This window comes from Phenylobacterium sp., from assembly GCF_037189685.1.
Taxonomy (GTDB): Bacteria; Pseudomonadota; Alphaproteobacteria; order Caulobacterales; family Caulobacteraceae; genus Phenylobacterium.
Genome location: NZ_JBBCIT010000050.1, coordinates 24,319 through 41,381 on the forward strand (window position 1 = coordinate 24,319; position 17,063 = coordinate 41,381).

Sequence of the window (17,063 nt, forward strand, 5' to 3'; positions counted from 1 at the left end):
ATGGCCGAGCTGATCCTCCACCACTACGACACCTCGCCCTTCTCGGAGAAGGTGCGGCTGATGCTGGGGATCAAGGGGCTGGCGTGGCGCTCGGTGATCCAGCCGGTGATCATGCCCAAGCCGCACCTGATTCCGCTGACCGGCGGCTACAGGCGCATCCCCGTGATGCAGATCGGGGCCGACGTCTATTGCGACAGCCAGGCGATCCTGGCCGAGATCGAGCGCCGGTTCCCCGACCCGCCGGTGGTGCGCGGCGCCGACTGGGCGGTGAACCTGTGGGCCGACCGCCTCTGGTTCCAGGCCAGCGTGGCGGTGATCTTCGCCGAGATCGGGGATGCGATCCCCCGTGAGTTCGCCGCCGACCGCGAGAAGCTGTCGGGACGGCCGTTCGACGTGAACGCCATGAAGGCCGCCGCGCCCATCATGCGCAGCCAGTGGCGCGCCTACGCCGCCTGGATTGACGCGGGGCTGAAGGGCCATGACTTCCTGGGCGGAGCCGGGCCGGGGCTCTCGGATGTGGCCGCCTGGATGAACGTGTGGTGGCTGGCCGGCGCTTCGGCGCGGAGCTTCGATGATCTGACCGCGGATCTGACCCGCCTGCGCGCCTGGCGCGACCGGATCCAGGGCCTGGGCCATGGCCGGCGTTCCGACCTCGATCCCGCCGAGGCCGTGGGCGTCGCCCGCGCCAGCGCGCCGGCGGGCGCTACGGGCGTCGACGCCGATGACCCTTCGGGTTTCGCCGCGGGCGACGCCGTGGTGGTCCAGGCCGACGACTATGGACGCGACCCGATCGAGGGCGTTCTCGCCGGCCTCACACGGGATCGCATCGTGATCGCGCGCGACACCTCGGAATCGGGCGCTGTCCATGTGCATTTTCCGCGCGCCGGCTATGTGCTGGCCCGCCGCTAGAGGAAGACAACTATGAATGACCGGGTTCAGATCGACATTGTCGACGGGGTGGCAGACGTCCGTCTCGTGCGCGCCGACAAGATGAACGCCCTGGACAACGCCATGTTCGACGCCCTGATCCAGGCGGGCGAGCGGCTCAAGGGCGAAGCGTCGGTGCGCGCCGTGGTGCTGTCGGGCGAAGGCCGAGCCTTCTGCGCCGGGCTGGACACCTCGAACTTCGGGGCGATGGCGTCGGGGGAACGATCAGCCGGGCAGGGAACGGCCGGCGCCCTGGTCACCAACAACCGCACCCCGGGCGGCTCGAACCGGGCGCAGCACGCGGTGATGGTCTGGCGCGAGATTCCCGTACCGGTGATCGCGGCCGTTCACGGGGTGGCCTACGGCGGCGGCTTCCAACTCGCCCTGGGGCCGGACATGAGGTTCGTCACCCCCGACGTGAAGCTGTCGGTCTTCGAAATCCGCTGGGGCCTGGTGCCGGACATGGCGGGCCTCGTGCTCATGCGCCAGCTCGTCCGCGACGACATCGCCCGGGAGCTCACCTACTCGGGCCGCATCTTCGACGGAGAGGAGGCTATGCGCATCGGCATGGCCACCCGCGTGATGGCCGATCCGCGCGCCGAGGCCCTGGCCTTCGCCCGGGAGGCGGCCGGCCGCAATCCGCATGCGATGCGCGCCGCCAAACGGCTGCTCAACCTCGCCGCCGAGGCCGACCAGCGCGAGATGCTGATGGAGGAAAGCCGGGAACAGACGGCCCTCATCGGCTCGCCCAATCAGGTCGAGGCCGTGCGGGCGAACATGGAGAAGCGCGCGCCCAACTTCAGCGAAGTTGAACTCTAGGGCCGTGTTCGCCGCCGGACGGTCTCTGACAGGCTGAGGCCTGGCAGGTCGGCGCCCGCACAGCTCCGGACCAGACCGGAAGCCAGACCGGAAGGACGCATCGGGCGGGACGCGGTACGCTGCGCGCCCGCCCGGCGTCGGATGGCGCACCCGACATGCGGGTCGGGTCATCCAGGGCGTCCGGATCAGCCGCTCAGTTGGCGGCCATCTGCGAGCCGGCGACGCGGGCCAGGGCCGGGTCGTTCACATCGGCGACAGCCGTCTTCACGGCGTACTTGTAGCAAGACGCATACATCTCGCGGGGGAACGAGGCGCCGACGACGGCCCGGGTGCAGACCTTCTTCGCGGCCTTGGCGATGTCGGCGTGGAGTTGCTCGGGCGTCTTGTCCCGGGTCGAGATCTTCATCGATTGGGCGGCGGCCGGGCCGGCGATCAGCGCAGCGGCGGCGGCGGCGATGGTGACGAAGCGGATCATGTGTGGTTTCCGGTGCAGGGGGTTTCGACAACCCCTTTCCGGCGTTCCTCTCAGGCTGCGGCCGGTGACTGACGCCCGGGCTCGCTGCCTGTAGGCTCAGAGATTCCGCGATCCTTCGCGTCGCGCAAGCCCCAATTTGTCGCGATGCAGCAAAGATGCTGCGATGCAAAACGAACGATCAGTTATCGATGATCAGTCAGGCGGGGCGGAAGTCCCCGGCGCATGGGCCATCGCGGCGCCTGCGTCCGCGTCGGGCGCTGCGGTCCATGCCGCCGGCCGGGATGTCTCGCACCGGTGCGTGGGTTATCCGCGCCCGATGAACGGCATCTGGGTGGCCATGACGGTCATGAACTGGACGTTGGCCCCCAGCGGCAGGCCGGCCATGTACAGCACGGCGTCGGCCACGGCTTGCACGTCCATGACGGGCTCGGGCTTGAGCGTTCCGTCGGCTTGGGGGACGCCCCGGGCGATCTGCCGGGTCATGTCGGTGGCGGCGTTGCCGATGTCGATCTGCCCGCAGGCGATGTCGTAGGCCCGGCCGTCCAGCGCGGTGGAGCGGGTGAGGCCCGTGATGGCGTGCTTGGTGGCGGTGTAGGCGATGGACCGCGGCCGGGGCGCATGCGCCGAGATCGAGCCGTTGTTGATGATGCGGCCGCCGCGGGGGTCCTGGTCCTTCATCAGGCGGAATGCGGCGCGGGTGCAGAGGAAGGCGCCCGTCAGGTTGACGTCCACCACGCGCTTCCAGTGGTCCAGGCTGTGATCCTCCAGAGCTGTCGGCGGCGCGCCGGTCCCGGCGTTGTTGAACAGCAGGTCCAGGCGGCCGAAGCGGGCCTTCACGGCGGCGAAGAGGGCGTCCACCGAGCCCTCGTCCGAAATGTCGGTAGGCTGGACCAGGCAGGGCGCGCCCTCGCCCCCGCCCTTGCCCTTGCCCAGGGCGGCGGTGGCGGCCAGCTCGGCCTCGCGGCGGCCGGCGAGCGCGACGCTCCAGCCGTCGGCCATCAGCGCCGCCGAGACGGCCCTGCCGATCCCGCTGCCGGCCCCCGTGACGATCGCAACCCTGGCGGCGACCTTTGGCATTGCGCTCTCTCCCTGCGCTGCTAAGCCCCGGCTCCCCGTCCACCCACCAGGCTTTGCGAGGCGCCATGAGCGATTTGCCGCCCCCGCCCCCGGAAGTCGAGATCGTCATCGTCCGTGCGCCCCGGCTGGCGCCGCTGGGCGGCGAGGCGGCGTTCAGCGCGGTGCAGATCGGCCCCGAGGCGCTGAGGGCCGAACCCCGCCTGGACGAGGCGCTGAAGACGGCGCCCGGCGTCTCGCTATTCCGCCGCACGGGGAGCGGCGCGGCCAATCCGACCACCCAGGGCCTGTCGCTGCGCGCCATCGCGCCCTCCGGTGCGGGTCGGGCCTTGGTCACCCTGGACGGGGCGCCACAGAACGACCCGTTCGGCGGCTGGGTGATCTGGAGCGGGCTGTCGTCCGAAGGGCTGGATGGCGCCACGGTGGTCCGCGGGGCCGGGGCGGGTCCTTACGGCGCGGGCGCGCTGACGGGCGTGGTGGCCTTGCAGGAGCGGGCGACGCCCGACGGGATCGCGGCCTTCGAGGTCTCCGGCGGCCAGCGCGACAGCTATCGCGCCGCCGTCGCCGCCGGGACGCCCGGCGTGCTGGCCACGGTCGCGGCGTCGCGGACGGACGGCTACCACGCGGTGCGCGGCCCCCGCCGCGGCGCGGCCGATACGCGCCTGCGCCTGGACGACGCCTCGGCGGCGCTCAGGGTCCAGGGCGACCTGGGCGGGGTGCAGGCGGCGGCGCGGATCAGCGCCTTCCAGGTGAACCAGGAAGCGGGCCTGCGCGGCGCGCGCTCGAACGCCACAGGCCAGTCGGCCTCGGTGACCCTGGCACAGCCAGCGGCCCAGGGGGTGGGCGGCTGGCGCGTGCAGGGCTGGGTGCGGCGCAGCGACCTGGAGAACAGCTCGGTGGCCGTGGGCGCGGGACGCGCGGCCACCACGCCGGCCAACGACCAGTACGGCACGCCCGCCACGGGCTATGGCCTGAACGCGGCGTTGCAGGGCGTGAGCGGCGCGATGGCCTGGGAGGCCGGCGCCGACGTGCGCCTGACCGACGGCAAGGTGCGCGAGCGCTTCCGCTTCATGAATGGGGAATTCACCCGCGACCGCGAGGCCGGCGGCAAGACCCTGGTGGCCGGGGCCTATGTGGAAGGCGTGGTGGACGAGGGTCCGTGGCTGCTGACCGGCGGCGTGCGCCTGGACCGGTCGCGGGCCTATGATGCGGTGCGGCGCGAGATCGACACCACCAACGGCGCGGTGGTGCTGGACCAGGGCGGGCCGAACCGCGCCGACACCACGCCGACCGGCCGCCTGGGCGTGCGCTACGCCGTGGCCGAGGGGGTCTATCTGCGCGGGGCGGCCTATGCCGGCTTCCGGCCGCCGACCCTGAACGAGCTGCACCGGCCCTTCCGGGTGGGCAACGACATCACCGAGGCCAACCCCGCCCTGAAGCCCGAGACCCTCCAGGGCCTGGAGGCGGGCGTGGCGGGCGAGGCGCCGTTCCGCTGGAGCGCGGGCGTGTTCTGGAACCGGCTGAAGGACCCGATCACCAATGTCACCGTCGGGATCGGGCCGGGGACCTTCCCCACGGCGGGCTTCATCCCCGCCGGCGGCGTGCTGCGCCAGCGGCAGAACGCCGGCGAGATCGAGGCCTTGGGCCTGGAGGCCGAGGCGGGCGGCGAGGCGGAGCCGGCGCTCTCCTGGCGCGCGGCGGCGGCCTATACCGACGCCGAGGTGGACGGCGGGGCCGGCGCGCCGCAGCTCACGGGCCTGCGTCCGGCCCAGACGCCGAAGTGGACGGTGACCGGGGGCGTCACGGTGCGCCCCGCCGCGCGCCTGACCCTGATGGCCGACGCCCGCTACGAGAGCGCGCGCTGGGAGGACGACCTGAACACGCGGCGGCTGTCGCCCGGCCTCCAGGTCGACCTGCGCGCCGGCTGGAGCCTCACCGACCACGGCGAGCTGTTCGTCGCCGCCGAGAACCTGTTCGACGCCAAGCTGGAGGTCGGCGAGACGGCCGACGGGACCGAAAGCTTCGCTGCGCCGCGCACGGTCCGCGTCGGCTTCGCCTGGCGGCGCTGACCGCGCCGTCAGGCGCAATCAGGGAACCGCGGAAAACGCGGAAAGGCGCGGAAGGGCGCGCGCCAGCCGATTTTCCGCGTCTTCCGCGGTCGAATTCCGTCTCCGCAGTGGGCCGGAGCGCGCCTGTGGCGCGGGCTACTCGGGCTTGGTCGTCGCGCCCAGCATGGCGGCGAACTCGGGGCGGATGTCCTTGGCGCCCTTCTCGGCGATGTGCTGGGCGATGCGCGCGCCCATGGCCGCCATCGTCTGGCCGGTGAACTCGGCCTTCTTGCCGCCGACCCAGGCGATGGACGCCTCGCGGTTCTCGTTGAGCTGCTGGAACTTCGGCGCTACGTAGCGGGCGACGAGCTCGTAGCTGAGTTTCTTCTGCGCCCACGGCGCCCAGTTGTGGTCCATGAACAGGAAGGCGCCGAAGCCGCCGCTCTCGTCCACGAGCTGCTGGATGCGCCGCACCGCGTCGTCGGGCGTGCCGATCACCGCCGTGCCGCTCTCGATCAGCGCCTTCACCGGATCGGGTCCCTCGGGGACGACCGGCAGGTTGGCGATCTCGCGGAAGTAGTAGATCCACTTCTCCAGGCCGAAGCGGCAGTCCTCCATGGCCTGCTCGCGCGTAGGGGCGATGTGCATGGGGCCGACCAGGCGCCAGCCCTGGCGGTCCATGGTCTTGCCGTTGTCGGCGGCCAGCTCCGTGGCGATGTTCCAGTTGGACGCCAGGGCGTTGAAGGCCGCCGTTCCCGTGGCGCCCAGCGAGAGCAGGCTCAGGCCGTGCCGGCCCGCCGCGCGCGCGCCGGTGGGCGACACCTGGTTGGCCACGGCGATCTCGACCGAGGGACGGGAGTAGGGCGTCATCTGGAGCCGCGCCTGCCAGAGCTCGAACCAGTCCGACTTGTGGGTGACCTCCTCGCCCCGCAGCAGGCGCACCAGCACCTCGAGGGCCTCGTCCATGCGGTCGCGCTGCGCCTCGGGCGGGATGCCCATCATCCGGGCGTCCGAGATCAGGGCGCCCGGCCCGACGCCGAACATCACCCGGCCGCGGGTCATGTGGTCGAGCTGGTTGATCCGGTCGGCCAGCATCAGCGGATGGTGATAGGGCAGGGACGAGACGCCCGTGCCCAGGCGGATGTGCTTCGTCCGCTCGGCCGCGAAGGCGATGAACAGTTCGGGCGAGGCGATCAGCTCGTAGCCGGCCGAATGGTGCTCGCCGATCCAGGCCTCCTCGTAGCCGAGGGCGTCCAGGTGCTGGACCAGCTCCAGGTCGCGTTCGAGCGCGAGCGTGGGGTTCTCCTCCACCGGGTGGAAGGGCGCGATGAAGGCGCCGAAGCGCAGGCGCGGGTTGAGCATCAGATCCTCCGGCCGCGCGGTTTGTCCGCACGTTGTCGGCGATCACGATAGCGCCGCCGCGTGCGCGCCGCGAGGCCGACCCCGCGTCAGCCGGGCCCTCTTTCGAGCTGCCGCAGAACGGCGAGTTCGAAGCGGCGGCCGTCGAGGTTGGAAAGGTCCAGCCGGCCGGCCTCGTAAGCCTCGAGAATGGCGGGATGGATGTAGGCGCTTCGGGCGACGGCGGCGGTGTTGCCCAGCAGGCGCGCCACGGCCTTGATGCAGGTCTGGACATTGCGCCGCCCGTCGGCGTCGCTGGTGCCGCGGCCACAGAGGACGAGCGCCCGGGCGGCCGCGACCGTGCCGGCCCAGGTGCGGAAGTCCTTGGCCGAGAAGTCCTGGCCCATCGCGTCGCGGATGTAGGCGTTGACGTCGCCGCTCTCCACCGCGTGCCGGCCGCCGTCCTCGTCGACGTACTGGAACAGTCGCTGGCCGGGGAGATCCTGACAGGCTTTTAGAACCCGGGCGAGGCGGCGATCGCGGAAGCCGGTGACGTGGACCTTGCCGCTCTTGCCGCGGAATTCGAAGATCGCCCGTTCGGCGCCGATCCGCGCATGCCGGTCGCGCAGCGTGGTGAGGCCGAAACTGCGATTCTGGCGGGCGTAGGTCTCGTTGCCCACGCGGATCAGCGTGCGCTCCAGGGTCCGCACGACGGCGGCCAGCACCTTCTCGCGCGGCAGGCCGCGCCGCGAAAGGTCGGCCTCGACCTGCCGGCGCAGGCGGGGCAGGGCCCGCCCGAAGGCGAGGAGGCGGCCGTATTTTTCACCGTCGCGCGCCTCCCGCCAGCGGGGGTGGTAGCGGTACTGCTTCCGGCCGCGGGCGTCGCGTCCGACGGCCTGGATGTGGCCTCGAGGCCGAGGGCAGATCCACACGTCGCTCCAGGCGGGCGGGATGGCCAGCGTGCGGATGCGCTCCAGGGTCTCGGCGTCGCGCACCCGCACGCCGTCGACGTCGACATAGTCGAAGCCGCTGCGAGTCCTGCGGCGGGTCAGGCCGGGTTCGCCGTCGCTGCACCAGACCAGGCCGGGCGGCGGCTTCCCGCCGGCGGCCCCGGACGTCTCGACCGGCATATCTCTGGCCATCGGCCCCTCCACGCGCCGCTCGGCAACGTGGTATGCGGCGCGCCGGTTCCGCCCGAGGAGGTCCGCTTGAATTACCGCCACGCCTTCCACGCGGGCAACTTCGCCGACCTCGTGAAGCATGCGGCCCTCCTCGAGGTGTTGGCCGGGCTGACCGTGGGCCAGGGGCCCCTCACGGTGATCGACACTCATGCCGGACGGGGGCTTTACGATCTGGCGGGCGAGGAGGCGAAGATGTCCGGTGAGGCCGAGGCGGGGATCGCGCGGCTGATGGCGGCGGCGGATGCGCCGGCCCATTTCGCGCCTCTGGTCCGGGCGGTGGCGAGGCTGAACGGCGGCGGGGCGGTCCGGCGCTATCCGGGCTCGCCCTGGCTGATCGCGGGGGCCCTGCGGCCCGGCGACAGCTACCTGGCCTGCGAACTGCGGCCCGACGAGCATGCGGCGCTCGCCCGGGCGCTGAAGGGGCGGCCCGGCGTCCGGACACTGAACGCCGACGGCTATGACGCGGCCGTGCGGGAATGTCCCGCGTCGGGCCGCGTCCTGGCTCTCATCGACCCGCCCTTCGAGCGTCCCGACGACTACGGGCGGATCGTCGAGACCCTTGCGGCGCTTCAGGGGCGCAATTCGGCCGCCCAGGCCCTCGTCTGGCTGCCGATCAAGGACCTGGAGACCCTGGACTCGTTCCTTCGCGACCTCGAGGACGAGGTTCCGGCTCCGATGCTGGTCGCCGAGGCGCGGGTCCGGCCGCTGGACGACCCCATGAAGATGAATGGCTGCGCCCTGGTGATGATGGGCGGCCCGGACTTTTCGGCGGCGTTCGCCGCCATCTGTGGCTGGGTCGCACATGCTCTGGGCGCCGGTGGGGCGGCGCGGACCTATCGGCTGTCGCCACAATAATTTCGCACATGCGAAGTCCTGGGGTCGTGATATGCTGCGACGCACAATCCGCCGCAGAGGATATCCGAAATGGCGACCTTCAACCTTCCCGACCTCCCCGAACCTCGTGTGTCTCCGGCCCTCCTCGTCGGCGCAGTCTCGCCGCTGTGGAGCTACTTTGGAGCGGTGGCCGCCGGCGGCGTGGCGTACTGGTGGATGACCCGCCTGGCGCGTCCCGTGAATCTGGAGGCGCTGTTCGCGGCCGCCGACACGCTGGTCGCGCCGGTCGAGGCCGCCCTGGAGCCGGCCGTCGAACTGGTCGAAGCTGCCGCAGAGGCCGTCGAGACGATCTGCGAGGCGGCGACGGAGGCCCTGGTTCCCGCAGTGGCCGTGGGCGGGGAAGCTGCGCCGATGAGCCCGCTTGCGGTGGTGGAGCCGCCGCCGGAAGCCGAACCCGCGGCCGCGCTGGACGCGACCGGGGTCCTTCCCGCAGATCCGGTCCCGTCGCCCGAACCCGTGCCGGCCGTCGCGCCCGAGCCTGTGCCGGTCGCCGAGGCCCTGGACGCCGCGGCGGAGCCTGCGCCCAAACCCGTCAAAGCCAAGGCGAAGAGGGCCGTCGCGCCAGATGAACCTGAAGCGGACGAAGCCTGACGTGGCGCGTTCGCACGCCCGGCGCTAACAACGGGCGGTGCTGAAGCGGGCATTCGACATCGTCGTCTCGACAGTTGGCCTGGCCCTGGGGTGGCCGCTGCTGGCGGCGCTCGCCCTGGCGGTGCGGTTGGACAGCCCCGGCCCCGCCATCCACTGGTCGCGCCGCGTGGGCCAGGACAACCGCCTCTTCGCCATGCCGAAGTTCCGGACCATGCGCATCGACACCCCCGACGTGGCGACGCATCTGTTGGAGGACCCCGGCCGCTGGGTGACGCCGCTGGGCCGCGTCCTGCGCCGATCCAGCCTGGACGAGTTGCCCCAGCTGTGGAGCGTGCTCCGGGGCGACATGAGCCTGGTGGGACCCCGGCCGGCGCTGTTCAACCAGGACGACCTCGTGGCCTCGCGCACCGAGGCGGGTGTCCACGTCCTGCGGCCGGGCGTGACCGGCTGGGCCCAGGTCAATGGGCGCGACGAGTTGCCGATCCCCGAGAAGGTCAGGCTGGACCGGGAGTATCTGGAGCGCGCGAACATGCTGTTCGACCTGGCGATCATCGCGCGCACGGCCCGCGCCGCGCTCAGCGGGCGCGGCGTGAGCCACTAAGCTCCGCCGCAACGCACGCCCGGCCGGCGCGTTTTCCTGCGCCGGAGACGTGATCATGAGCCAGGAGACCGCCAGACCCCCGTCGCTTCACTCGCGCGCCCCTGCCGCACGCGACCTGGTGGGTCGCGCCCGGCGACGCTTCACCCGTCGGCCGGACCGCCGGCCGCCTCAGGCCGCCGAACGGCCGCGCCGCCGGCGCCTGGCCTGGGCCGGGGGGCTTCTCGCGCTCCTGGCCATCGTCATCGCCGTCCTGATCGCGGTCTGGGACTGGAACTGGTTCCGCGGCCCGCTGGAGCGAACCGCCTCGACGCGCCTCGATCGCAGGGTGACGATCTCGGGCGACCTGCACGTCGACCTGTTCTCATGGCGGCCGACGGCGACCGTCGACGGCATCACCATTGCCAACCCCGAATGGGCAGGGACGACCCCGATGGGCACGATCGAGCGCCTGCGCGTACGCATTCGCCTCGTCCCGCTGCTGTGGGGGAAGGCCGACCTGCGCGTGCTGGCGGTGGATCGGCCGAATTTCCGCCTGCTGGCCGACGGGCAGGGGCGCCAGAACTGGGACTTCTCCCCCGGCCGCCAGGATCCGCCCGCCGACTTCCCGCCGATCCAGAATTTCGTGATCCGCGAAGGACGGCTCGAATACTCGGACGCCCAGCGAAATATCCGCTTCCTGGGCTTGATCGAAGCCCGTGAGCGGTTGGGCGCCGGGAATACCGGCTTCCAGCTCACCGGGGATGGGACCATCAACGGGCAACCCTTCCGGGCCGAGGTCACGGGCGGGCCTCTGGTGAACGTCGAGCGCGACCAACCCTATCCCTTCGACGTCGACCTGCGCGCCGGTCGCACGCACGTGACCGCGAACGGAGCCATTCCCCGTCCGTTCGACCTGGGTCGCTTCCAGATGAACGCCACGATCCGCGGCCCGGACCTGGCCGACCTGTTCCCGATCACCGGCGTGGCCCTTCCCAACACACCACCCTACGCGCTGCGCGGGCGGCTTTCGCGCGCCGGCTTCCTGTGGAAGGTGGACGGACTGAGCGGCCGGGTGGGCGACAGCGACCTTGCCGGGGTCCTCTCGGTGGAGACCGGGCGCGAGCGGCCGCTGCTGAAGGCCGAGTTGCAGTCCCGCAGCCTGGATTTCGACGATCTGGGCGCGGTGTTCGGCGCCGCGCCCAAGGCCGGCTCCGGCGAGACCGCCTCAGCCGAACAGGCGGCGGCGGCGCGCCGCCTGGTCGCCCAGCAGCGACTCTTCCCCGATACGCCGCTCGATGTCCGCAGGATTCGCGCCATGGACGCCGATGTCACCTATCGCGCGGCTTCCATCCGGGACACCCCGATCGAGCTCAGGGCCGGCTCGGTGCGGGTGCGGCTGGACGACGGCCTGCTGCGGGCGGATCCGTTGAGGCTGGACCTGCCGCACGGCCGCGTCGAGGGCCATGTCACCCTGAACGCCCGGGGCGGGACGCCGGCGACCGCCCTGGATCTGCGGCTGAGCAATGCCCGCATCGAGAGCCTGGTCCCGGTGACCTTCCAGGGTTCGCCCCCGTTTGAAGGCGCGTTGGTGGGCCGCGCGCGCCTGGCCGGCCGGGGCGACAGTGTCCGCAAGACCTTCGCGACGGCGGACGGCGAGGTGGTGGTGGTGGCGCCAGGCGGCGAGATCCGCAGGTCGGTGGCCGAACTGATGGGCGTGAATGTCGTCAAGGGGCTCGGCCTCCTGCTCTCGAAGGACTCCTCGACCACGCCGATCCGCTGCGGGGTCGCCCACTTCCAGGCCCGGAACGGCGTCATGCGCGCCGACAGCATCGTGCTCGATACGGGGCCTGTACTCGTGACAGGCCGCGGCGAGATCGACCTGCGCTCCGAACGCATGGACCTCCGCGTCCGCGGCCAGGACAAGTCGTTCCGGCTGGTGCGCGTGATGGTTCCCGTGACCGCGAAGGGACCGCTGACGGCGCCCAGGGTTGGCGTCGAACCCGGCCCCGCGCTGGCGCAGGGCGGAGTGGCGGCGGCGTTGGGGACAATGCTGTCGCCGTTGGCGGCCATCCTGCCGTTCGTCGATCCGGGCCTGGCCAAGGACGCCAACTGCGGGGCGTTGATCGCCGAAGCCTCGCGCGATGGCGCGCCTGTGAAGACCGCGACGACCGCCGCCCGTTGACGGGCGAAGCTTCCGCCGCTCAATCTCCCCTCGATCCACGGGATTGGAAGGTTCAAGCATGACGTCGACGTTCAACAGGCTGACGGCCGCTGCGATCGCCATCGGCGTGGGGGCGGCCGTGGCCGCTGGCGGCGCGTTCGCCCACGACGATAAGATGCCGGCGAACGCCAGCGCGGCGACGAAGACGGCTTACGTTCGCCATGAGAACTTCGAGCGCCTGGGCGCGGCCTTCAAGAGCCTGAACGACGAGTTGCGCAAAGGCTCGCCGGACAAGGCGGTGGTGGCCAAGAGCGCTGCGACCATGAACCAGCTCGTCACCGCTCTGCCCACATGGTTCCCCCGCGGCAGCGGCGTGGAGGCCCGGCCGAGGAGCGAGGCCAAGGCCAACATCTGGACCGATGCGGCGGGGTTCACCGCTGCGGCCACCGCCAGCCGCACCGAGATCGGCAAGCTGAACGCCGCCGCCGCCTCGGGCGACATCAACGCCGTGAAGGCGGCCGTGCGTCCGGTCGGCGGCTCGTGCAAGGGCTGCCACGACAAGTATCGGCAGCAGAAGAGCTAGGCGTGGCCGACGCGTCACCGTCCCTGAGGGACTCCGGGGCGCCGGTCCGCGTCTGGGACGGGCCGACCCGCATCGTCCACTGGCTGCTCGTGGCGCTGCTCGTGTTCTCGTGGTGGTCGGCCGACGATTACCTGACCTGGCATCGCTGGAGCGGCTACGCGATCATCGGTCTGCTGGTGTTCCGCCTCTACTGGGGCTTCGCCGGAGGCGAGGCTTCGCGCTTCGCCCATTTCGTGAAGGGGCCACGCGCCGTCCTGGCCTATGCCCGCAGCCTGGGCCGGCGCGAGCCGTCGACCACCGTGGGCCACAATCCGCTGGGCGCGCTCAGCGTGCTGGCGATCCTGGCGTCCGTGCTGGTCCAGGTCGGGACGGGCCTGTTCGTGGTGGACATCGACGGCTTCGAGGGCGGCCCGCTCTCGTTCATGGTCAGCTTCGAGACCGGCCGGCGGATGGCCGACATCCACGAGCTGAGCTTCCGTGTGCTCCAGGCGCTGGTCGCCCTGCACCTCGCGGCCATCGCGTTCTATGCGGTCTGGAAGCGGACGAACCTGGTGGGCGGCATGGTCACCGGCCGACGGAAACTGCCCGGCGACCCGGGACTGGCCCGGGCGCCGCTCTGGCGGCTGGCGGTCGGCGTCGTGCTGGCCGCCACCGCCGCCTGGGCCGTCTCGAAAGGCTTCTGGCTCTAGCTGCGATCGGCCGCGTCGCGCAGCGAGGTGAGCCAGGCTTCCTCGCGCAGCTTTTCGGCTTCGCGCAGTTTCGTCTCGGCGTCGCGGACGCCGGCGTCGTGCTTGCGCCACTCCGCGACCGCGCCTTCCCGCGCCGCGCGCGCCGATTCCAGCGTCGGATAGCGAGCCAGGATCGCGCGGGTGGAGTAGGTCACGGGGGGACCGACCGTCTCGCGGTCGGGGTAGAAGCCGGTGATGGAATCGGCGGTCTCGCTGTCGATGTGGAACACGTCAGCCCAGCCCGCGTGGTGACGCATCAGGGCCCAGGGCCGTTCGATCCGGTCGCTCACCAAGTGTCTCCGTCGATGGTGTCCGATTCCGCAAGCGCGCGGTTGATCTCCTGCCTTTAGCGCGCCCCGGCGCCGCGTCCAACGCCGTGATGACGGAATCTGGCTTCCCTTGCGTGGCGTCAGCATGGGAAAGCGCGAGAATTGTTTTGTTCTTTCGACGTGCGGGTTCCTTCATTTTGAGCCTTCTCCAGATCGGCCGCCGGTTCTGCGGCCCGCCCAACTCCGGCAACGGCGGCTATGTGTGCGGCCTTCTCTCGCGTGAGGTGGAGGGGCCGGCCACGGCCGTCCTGCGCGCGCCCATCCCGCTGGACACCGACCTGAACCTGGCGCGCGTGGAGGGGGGCGCGGCGCTGCTGAGCGCGGACGGCGGCCTGGTCGCCCAGGGCGGCCCGGCGAGACAGCACCTGCCCGAGCCGCCGCTGGCGCCGACGCTGGACCAGGCGCGCGCGGCGGGTGAGCGGTATCTGGGCCATACCCAGCGCATCCATCCCATCTGCTTCACCTGCGGCCCGCAACGCGAAGCGGGCGACGGGCTGCGTGTATTCCCCGGCCAGGTCGAAGGCGCCGCCACGGGCGTGGTCGCGTGTACATGGACGCCGCATCCGGATTTCGCCGAGGCCGACGGCGCGATCGGACCCGAGATCGTCTGGGCGGCGCTGGACTGTCCCGGTTATTTCGCCTGGGTCGAGGGCGAGGGGCGTCACGGCGCGCTGCTCGGCACCATGACCGGCGAGATCGAGGCGCCGGTGCTGGCGGGGCGGGAGTATGTGGTCCTGGCCTGGCCGCTCGCGCGCGAGGGCCGCAAGGAGATGTCGGGCGTCGCCCTCTTCGATGGTGAAGGTCGTCGCGTCGCCCGGGGCCACCAGGTCTGGATCACCCTGGCGCCGGGCGGCTTCGGACCGCGGCCCGAGTCCGCGGCGGTGGCCGCCGGCGGCTGAGGCTTGCGCCCGCCCGCAACGGGCTCCAAAACCCTCGGACAGGGGGAGACGGCGATGCGGGCGGCTTCGGTTTCGGACTATCGCGAGCTGGCGCGACGCCGGCTGCCCAACATCTTCTTCGAATATATCGACGGCGGCTCGTACGCCGAGGTCACGCTGGGCCGCAACGTCGCCGACCTGGAGGCGATCGCGCTGCGCCAGCGGGTGATGCGCGACATGACCCGCCTGGACATGACCGTCGAAACCCTGGGCCAGGCCCTGAAGATGCCGGTGGGCCTGGCCCCGGTCGGCATGGCGGGGATGTACGCCCGCCGCGGGGAGGCCCAGGCGATCCGCGCAGCCACGAAAGCCGGCGTGCCCTTCTGCCTTTCGACGGTCGGCGTCTGCTCGGTCGAGGAGGTGGCCGCCACGGGGACGCCGCCCTGGTTCCAGCTCTACATGCTGAAGGACCGCGGCTACATGCGCGAACTGCTGGCGCGGGCCAAGGCGGCGGGTTGTCCCGTGCTGATGTTCACCGTCGATCTGCCGCTGCCGGGCTCACGGTACCGCGATATCCGGTCGGGCTTCAGCGGCGCGTCCCGCCTGGAAGCGGCCCTGACCCAGGCCTGGGACGGCGTGACGCATCCGGGCTGGACCTGGGACGTCTTCGTCCAGGGGCGGCCCCATACCCTGGGTTCGGTGCAGGCGGCGGTGACCGAGGGGCGGCGGGTGACCGATTTCCTGGCCTGGATCGCGCGAAATTTCGACCGCTCGGTCACCTGGAAGGACATCGACTGGGTGCGCGAGAACTGGGACGGGCCCATCGTCATAAAGGGGGTCCTGGACGTCGACGACGCGCGCGAGGCGGCCAGGGCCGGCGCCCAGGGCCTGGTGGTCTCGAACCACGGCGGTCGCCAGCTCGACGGCGTGAAGTCGTCGGTGGCCGCCCTGCCGCGTATCGCCGACGCGGTGGGGGGTGACCTGGAGGTCTATATGGACGGCGGCGTCCGCTCGGGCCTGGATGTGCTCAAGGCGTTGGCCCTGGGCGCCAAGGCCTGCTTCGTCGGCCGCCCCTGGGCCTGGGCCCTCGGCGCCGGCGGCGAGGCGGCGGTGGCGAAGATGCTGGATACCCTGCGCGCTGAACTCGCGGTGGCGATGATCCTCACAGGCTGCAACGACGTGCGGACGGCGAGGCGGGACCTACTCGACACGGGCTAGATGTTCTCCATTTGTTCTTTACTTTCAGGCTTCGCTGTGAGAGCGTGCGGATGACGGAGCTGCCGGCGGGAGAATGCCGCCGCCGATCCCGGCGTCTCACTTAAGCGCGAACCCTGGGGGAAATCTCTTGGCCGAATCCGGTTCCTACGCTCGCGGCGACCGCGCCCGCAGCGTCCTCGATCCCCTTGCGGAGCCCTATGCCCGGTCGGTGGCGTGGCAGGCCGCCTACAACGCCCGGCAGGAGGCCGAGCTGGAGCGGCGGCGGCGCGAGGCGGCGAGGGCTGCTTCGGCGTCGACGCAGCCGGCGTCGGTCCAGCCGCTGGCCGAGCGGATGTATCGCCCCGACGCCGACGACATCGCCGAACTGCGCCGGCAGCAGGCGGCGTTCAAGGGCGTCACGCGCGACATCAGCCGGGAGAACGCCTGGATGGCCGTACCTGCGCTCGCGCCGGCCGCAGCGGTCCTGGGGGTGGAAGCCGGCGCCATGCTCGCCGCGCGCCTGGCGCCGGCCGTGGCCCGGGCGCCACCGCTCCGGTTCGTTCAGCGGGAACCCTATCTCCGCGTGGGGGACAACTGGGCGACGCGGACGGGCCGGAAAGCGCATGCGGCGTTGCGGGAGCGGGTGGCTCAGAAACCGGGATGGGACCCCAACCCCCACGTGACGCTACCAGACGGCAGGGTCCTGAAGCCTGACGTTCGGACACCCGCCCGTGTCCGAGCGTCAGGGCAGGAGCCCAAGCCGTTCCAGATGGAACTCAAGCCGGATACCGTTTCCGGCCGGCGGGCGGCGGCGAGGGCCGTCAAGAAATACAAGGACACCGAAGTCAAGACCCGTCCGATCTACTACGATCCGAAGTCGATCAAATGAGCCGTCTGTCCTACACCAAGGCCCTCGACAACCTTCTGGTCCCGCTCGGCTTCCAGCGCGAGAAACGGATGTGGTCGCGCGTCCGCGGCGACATGCTGGAGCAGCTCGACCTCCAGAAGAGCTGGATCGACGGCGCCGTGACCGTGAACCTGTGGGCCAAGGACCTCGAAACCGACAGGATTCTGAAGGCGATTCCCTGCGAGGAACAGCTCGGCATCATCCAGTTCGGCCAGCGGATCGGCTATCTGATCGACGGGCGCGACCGCTGGTGGAAGAACGATCCCAAGGGGCCGGCAGAGGTGGCGGAGATGGTCCGGGTCCATGGGCTTCCGTGGTTCGACCGGGTGACGTCGCTCGAGGACCAGGCTTCG

At 71.4% G+C, this 17,063-nt stretch carries 18 protein-coding genes; 13 read left to right on the forward strand and 5 right to left on the reverse strand.

Annotated elements, in window-relative coordinates; genetic code table 11:
* Together WG212_RS21900 and WG212_RS21905 are read left to right on the forward strand one after the other, a co-directional pair.
* Complete coding sequence (locus WG212_RS21900; protein WP_337189240.1) at positions 1-909, forward strand: glutathione S-transferase family protein; 909 nt, start codon at positions 1-3, stop codon at positions 907-909.
* Positions 910-921: 12 nt separating this feature from the next.
* A complete protein-coding gene (locus WG212_RS21905) occupies positions 922-1,746 on the forward strand; it encodes a crotonase/enoyl-CoA hydratase family protein (protein ID WP_337189241.1) in 825 nt (274 codons plus the stop codon).
* Positions 1,747-1,939: 193 nt separating this feature from the next.
* On the opposite strand, the gene WG212_RS21910 is transcribed toward WG212_RS21905, so the two are convergent.
* Both WG212_RS21910 and WG212_RS21915 read right to left on the reverse strand, forming a co-directional pair.
* Entirely contained in the window at positions 1,940-2,221 is a 282-nt protein-coding gene (locus WG212_RS21910) for a hypothetical protein (RefSeq protein WP_337189242.1), read from the reverse strand.
* A gap of 303 nt (positions 2,222-2,524) precedes the next feature.
* Positions 2,525-3,298 (reverse strand): SDR family oxidoreductase, encoded by a 774-nt coding sequence (locus WG212_RS21915; protein ID WP_337189243.1) that lies wholly within the window; start codon positions 3,296-3,298, stop codon positions 2,525-2,527.
* 65 nt (positions 3,299-3,363) lie between these two features.
* Between WG212_RS21915 and WG212_RS21920 the strand changes: the two genes are divergently transcribed.
* A complete protein-coding gene (locus tag WG212_RS21920) occupies positions 3,364-5,364 on the forward strand; it encodes a TonB-dependent receptor (RefSeq protein ID WP_337189244.1) in 2,001 nt (666 codons plus the stop codon).
* Positions 5,365-5,499: 135 nt separating this feature from the next.
* Here the strand turns inward: WG212_RS21920 and WG212_RS21925 are convergent, their stop codons facing one another.
* Both WG212_RS21925 and WG212_RS21930 read right to left on the reverse strand, forming a co-directional pair.
* Complete coding sequence (locus WG212_RS21925; protein WP_337189245.1) at positions 5,500-6,705, reverse strand: LLM class flavin-dependent oxidoreductase; 1,206 nt, start codon at positions 6,703-6,705, stop codon at positions 5,500-5,502.
* An 86-nt stretch (positions 6,706-6,791) separates the two neighbouring features.
* On the reverse strand, positions 6,792-7,823 hold the full coding sequence (locus WG212_RS21930) for a DNA topoisomerase IB (protein ID WP_337189246.1): 1,032 nt from the start codon (positions 7,821-7,823) through the stop codon (positions 6,792-6,794).
* Positions 7,824-7,889: 66 nt separating this feature from the next.
* Here WG212_RS21930 and rlmJ point away from each other — a divergent pair, with 66 nt between their 5' ends.
* From rlmJ to WG212_RS21960, 6 genes are all read left to right on the forward strand, one after another.
* A complete protein-coding gene (rlmJ, locus tag WG212_RS21935; RefSeq protein ID WP_337189247.1) occupies positions 7,890-8,717 on the forward strand; it encodes a 23S rRNA (adenine(2030)-N(6))-methyltransferase RlmJ in 828 nt (275 codons plus the stop codon).
* A gap of 69 nt (positions 8,718-8,786) precedes the next feature.
* Positions 8,787-9,347 (forward strand): hypothetical protein, encoded by a 561-nt coding sequence (locus WG212_RS21940; protein WP_337189248.1) that lies wholly within the window; start codon positions 8,787-8,789, stop codon positions 9,345-9,347.
* 40 nt (positions 9,348-9,387) lie between these two features.
* Positions 9,388-9,948 (forward strand): sugar transferase, encoded by a 561-nt coding sequence (locus WG212_RS21945; RefSeq protein ID WP_337189256.1) that lies wholly within the window; start codon positions 9,388-9,390, stop codon positions 9,946-9,948.
* A 55-nt stretch (positions 9,949-10,003) separates the two neighbouring features.
* Positions 10,004-12,109, forward strand: a complete 2,106-nt coding sequence (locus WG212_RS21950; protein ID WP_337189249.1) for an AsmA family protein — start codon at positions 10,004-10,006, stop codon at positions 12,107-12,109.
* A gap of 58 nt (positions 12,110-12,167) precedes the next feature.
* A complete protein-coding gene (locus WG212_RS21955; RefSeq protein WP_337189250.1) occupies positions 12,168-12,671 on the forward strand; it encodes a cytochrome c in 504 nt (167 codons plus the stop codon).
* 2 nt (positions 12,672-12,673) lie between these two features.
* On the forward strand, positions 12,674-13,360 hold the full coding sequence (locus tag WG212_RS21960; protein WP_337189251.1) for a cytochrome b/b6 domain-containing protein: 687 nt from the start codon (positions 12,674-12,676) through the stop codon (positions 13,358-13,360).
* Here WG212_RS21960 and WG212_RS21965 read toward each other — a convergent pair.
* A complete protein-coding gene (locus WG212_RS21965; RefSeq protein ID WP_293381460.1) occupies positions 13,357-13,689 on the reverse strand; it encodes a hypothetical protein in 333 nt (110 codons plus the stop codon). The two genes, WG212_RS21960 and WG212_RS21965, sit on opposite strands and share 4 nt — an antisense overlap.
* A 176-nt stretch (positions 13,690-13,865) precedes the next feature.
* On the opposite strand from WG212_RS21965, the gene WG212_RS21970 reads away from it, so the two are divergent.
* The 4 genes from WG212_RS21970 to WG212_RS21985 form a co-directional block, all read left to right on the forward strand.
* Positions 13,866-14,627, forward strand: a complete 762-nt coding sequence (locus WG212_RS21970) for a hypothetical protein (protein ID WP_337189252.1) — start codon at positions 13,866-13,868, stop codon at positions 14,625-14,627.
* 54 nt (positions 14,628-14,681) lie between these two features.
* Positions 14,682-15,824: an L-lactate dehydrogenase gene (locus tag WG212_RS21975; RefSeq protein WP_337189253.1), complete on the forward strand. Its 1,143-nt coding sequence runs from the start codon at positions 14,682-14,684 to the stop codon at positions 15,822-15,824.
* Positions 15,825-15,951: 127 nt separating this feature from the next.
* Positions 15,952-16,692 carry a hypothetical protein gene (locus WG212_RS21980; RefSeq protein WP_337189254.1) on the forward strand — a complete coding sequence of 247 codons (741 nt, stop codon included), beginning with the start codon at positions 15,952-15,954 and terminating at the stop codon, positions 16,690-16,692.
* Positions 16,689-17,063 (forward strand): DUF4304 domain-containing protein (locus tag WG212_RS21985; RefSeq protein WP_337189255.1); only part of this gene is annotated, 375 nt, incomplete at its 3' end. The genes WG212_RS21980 and WG212_RS21985, both read left to right, overlap by 4 nt.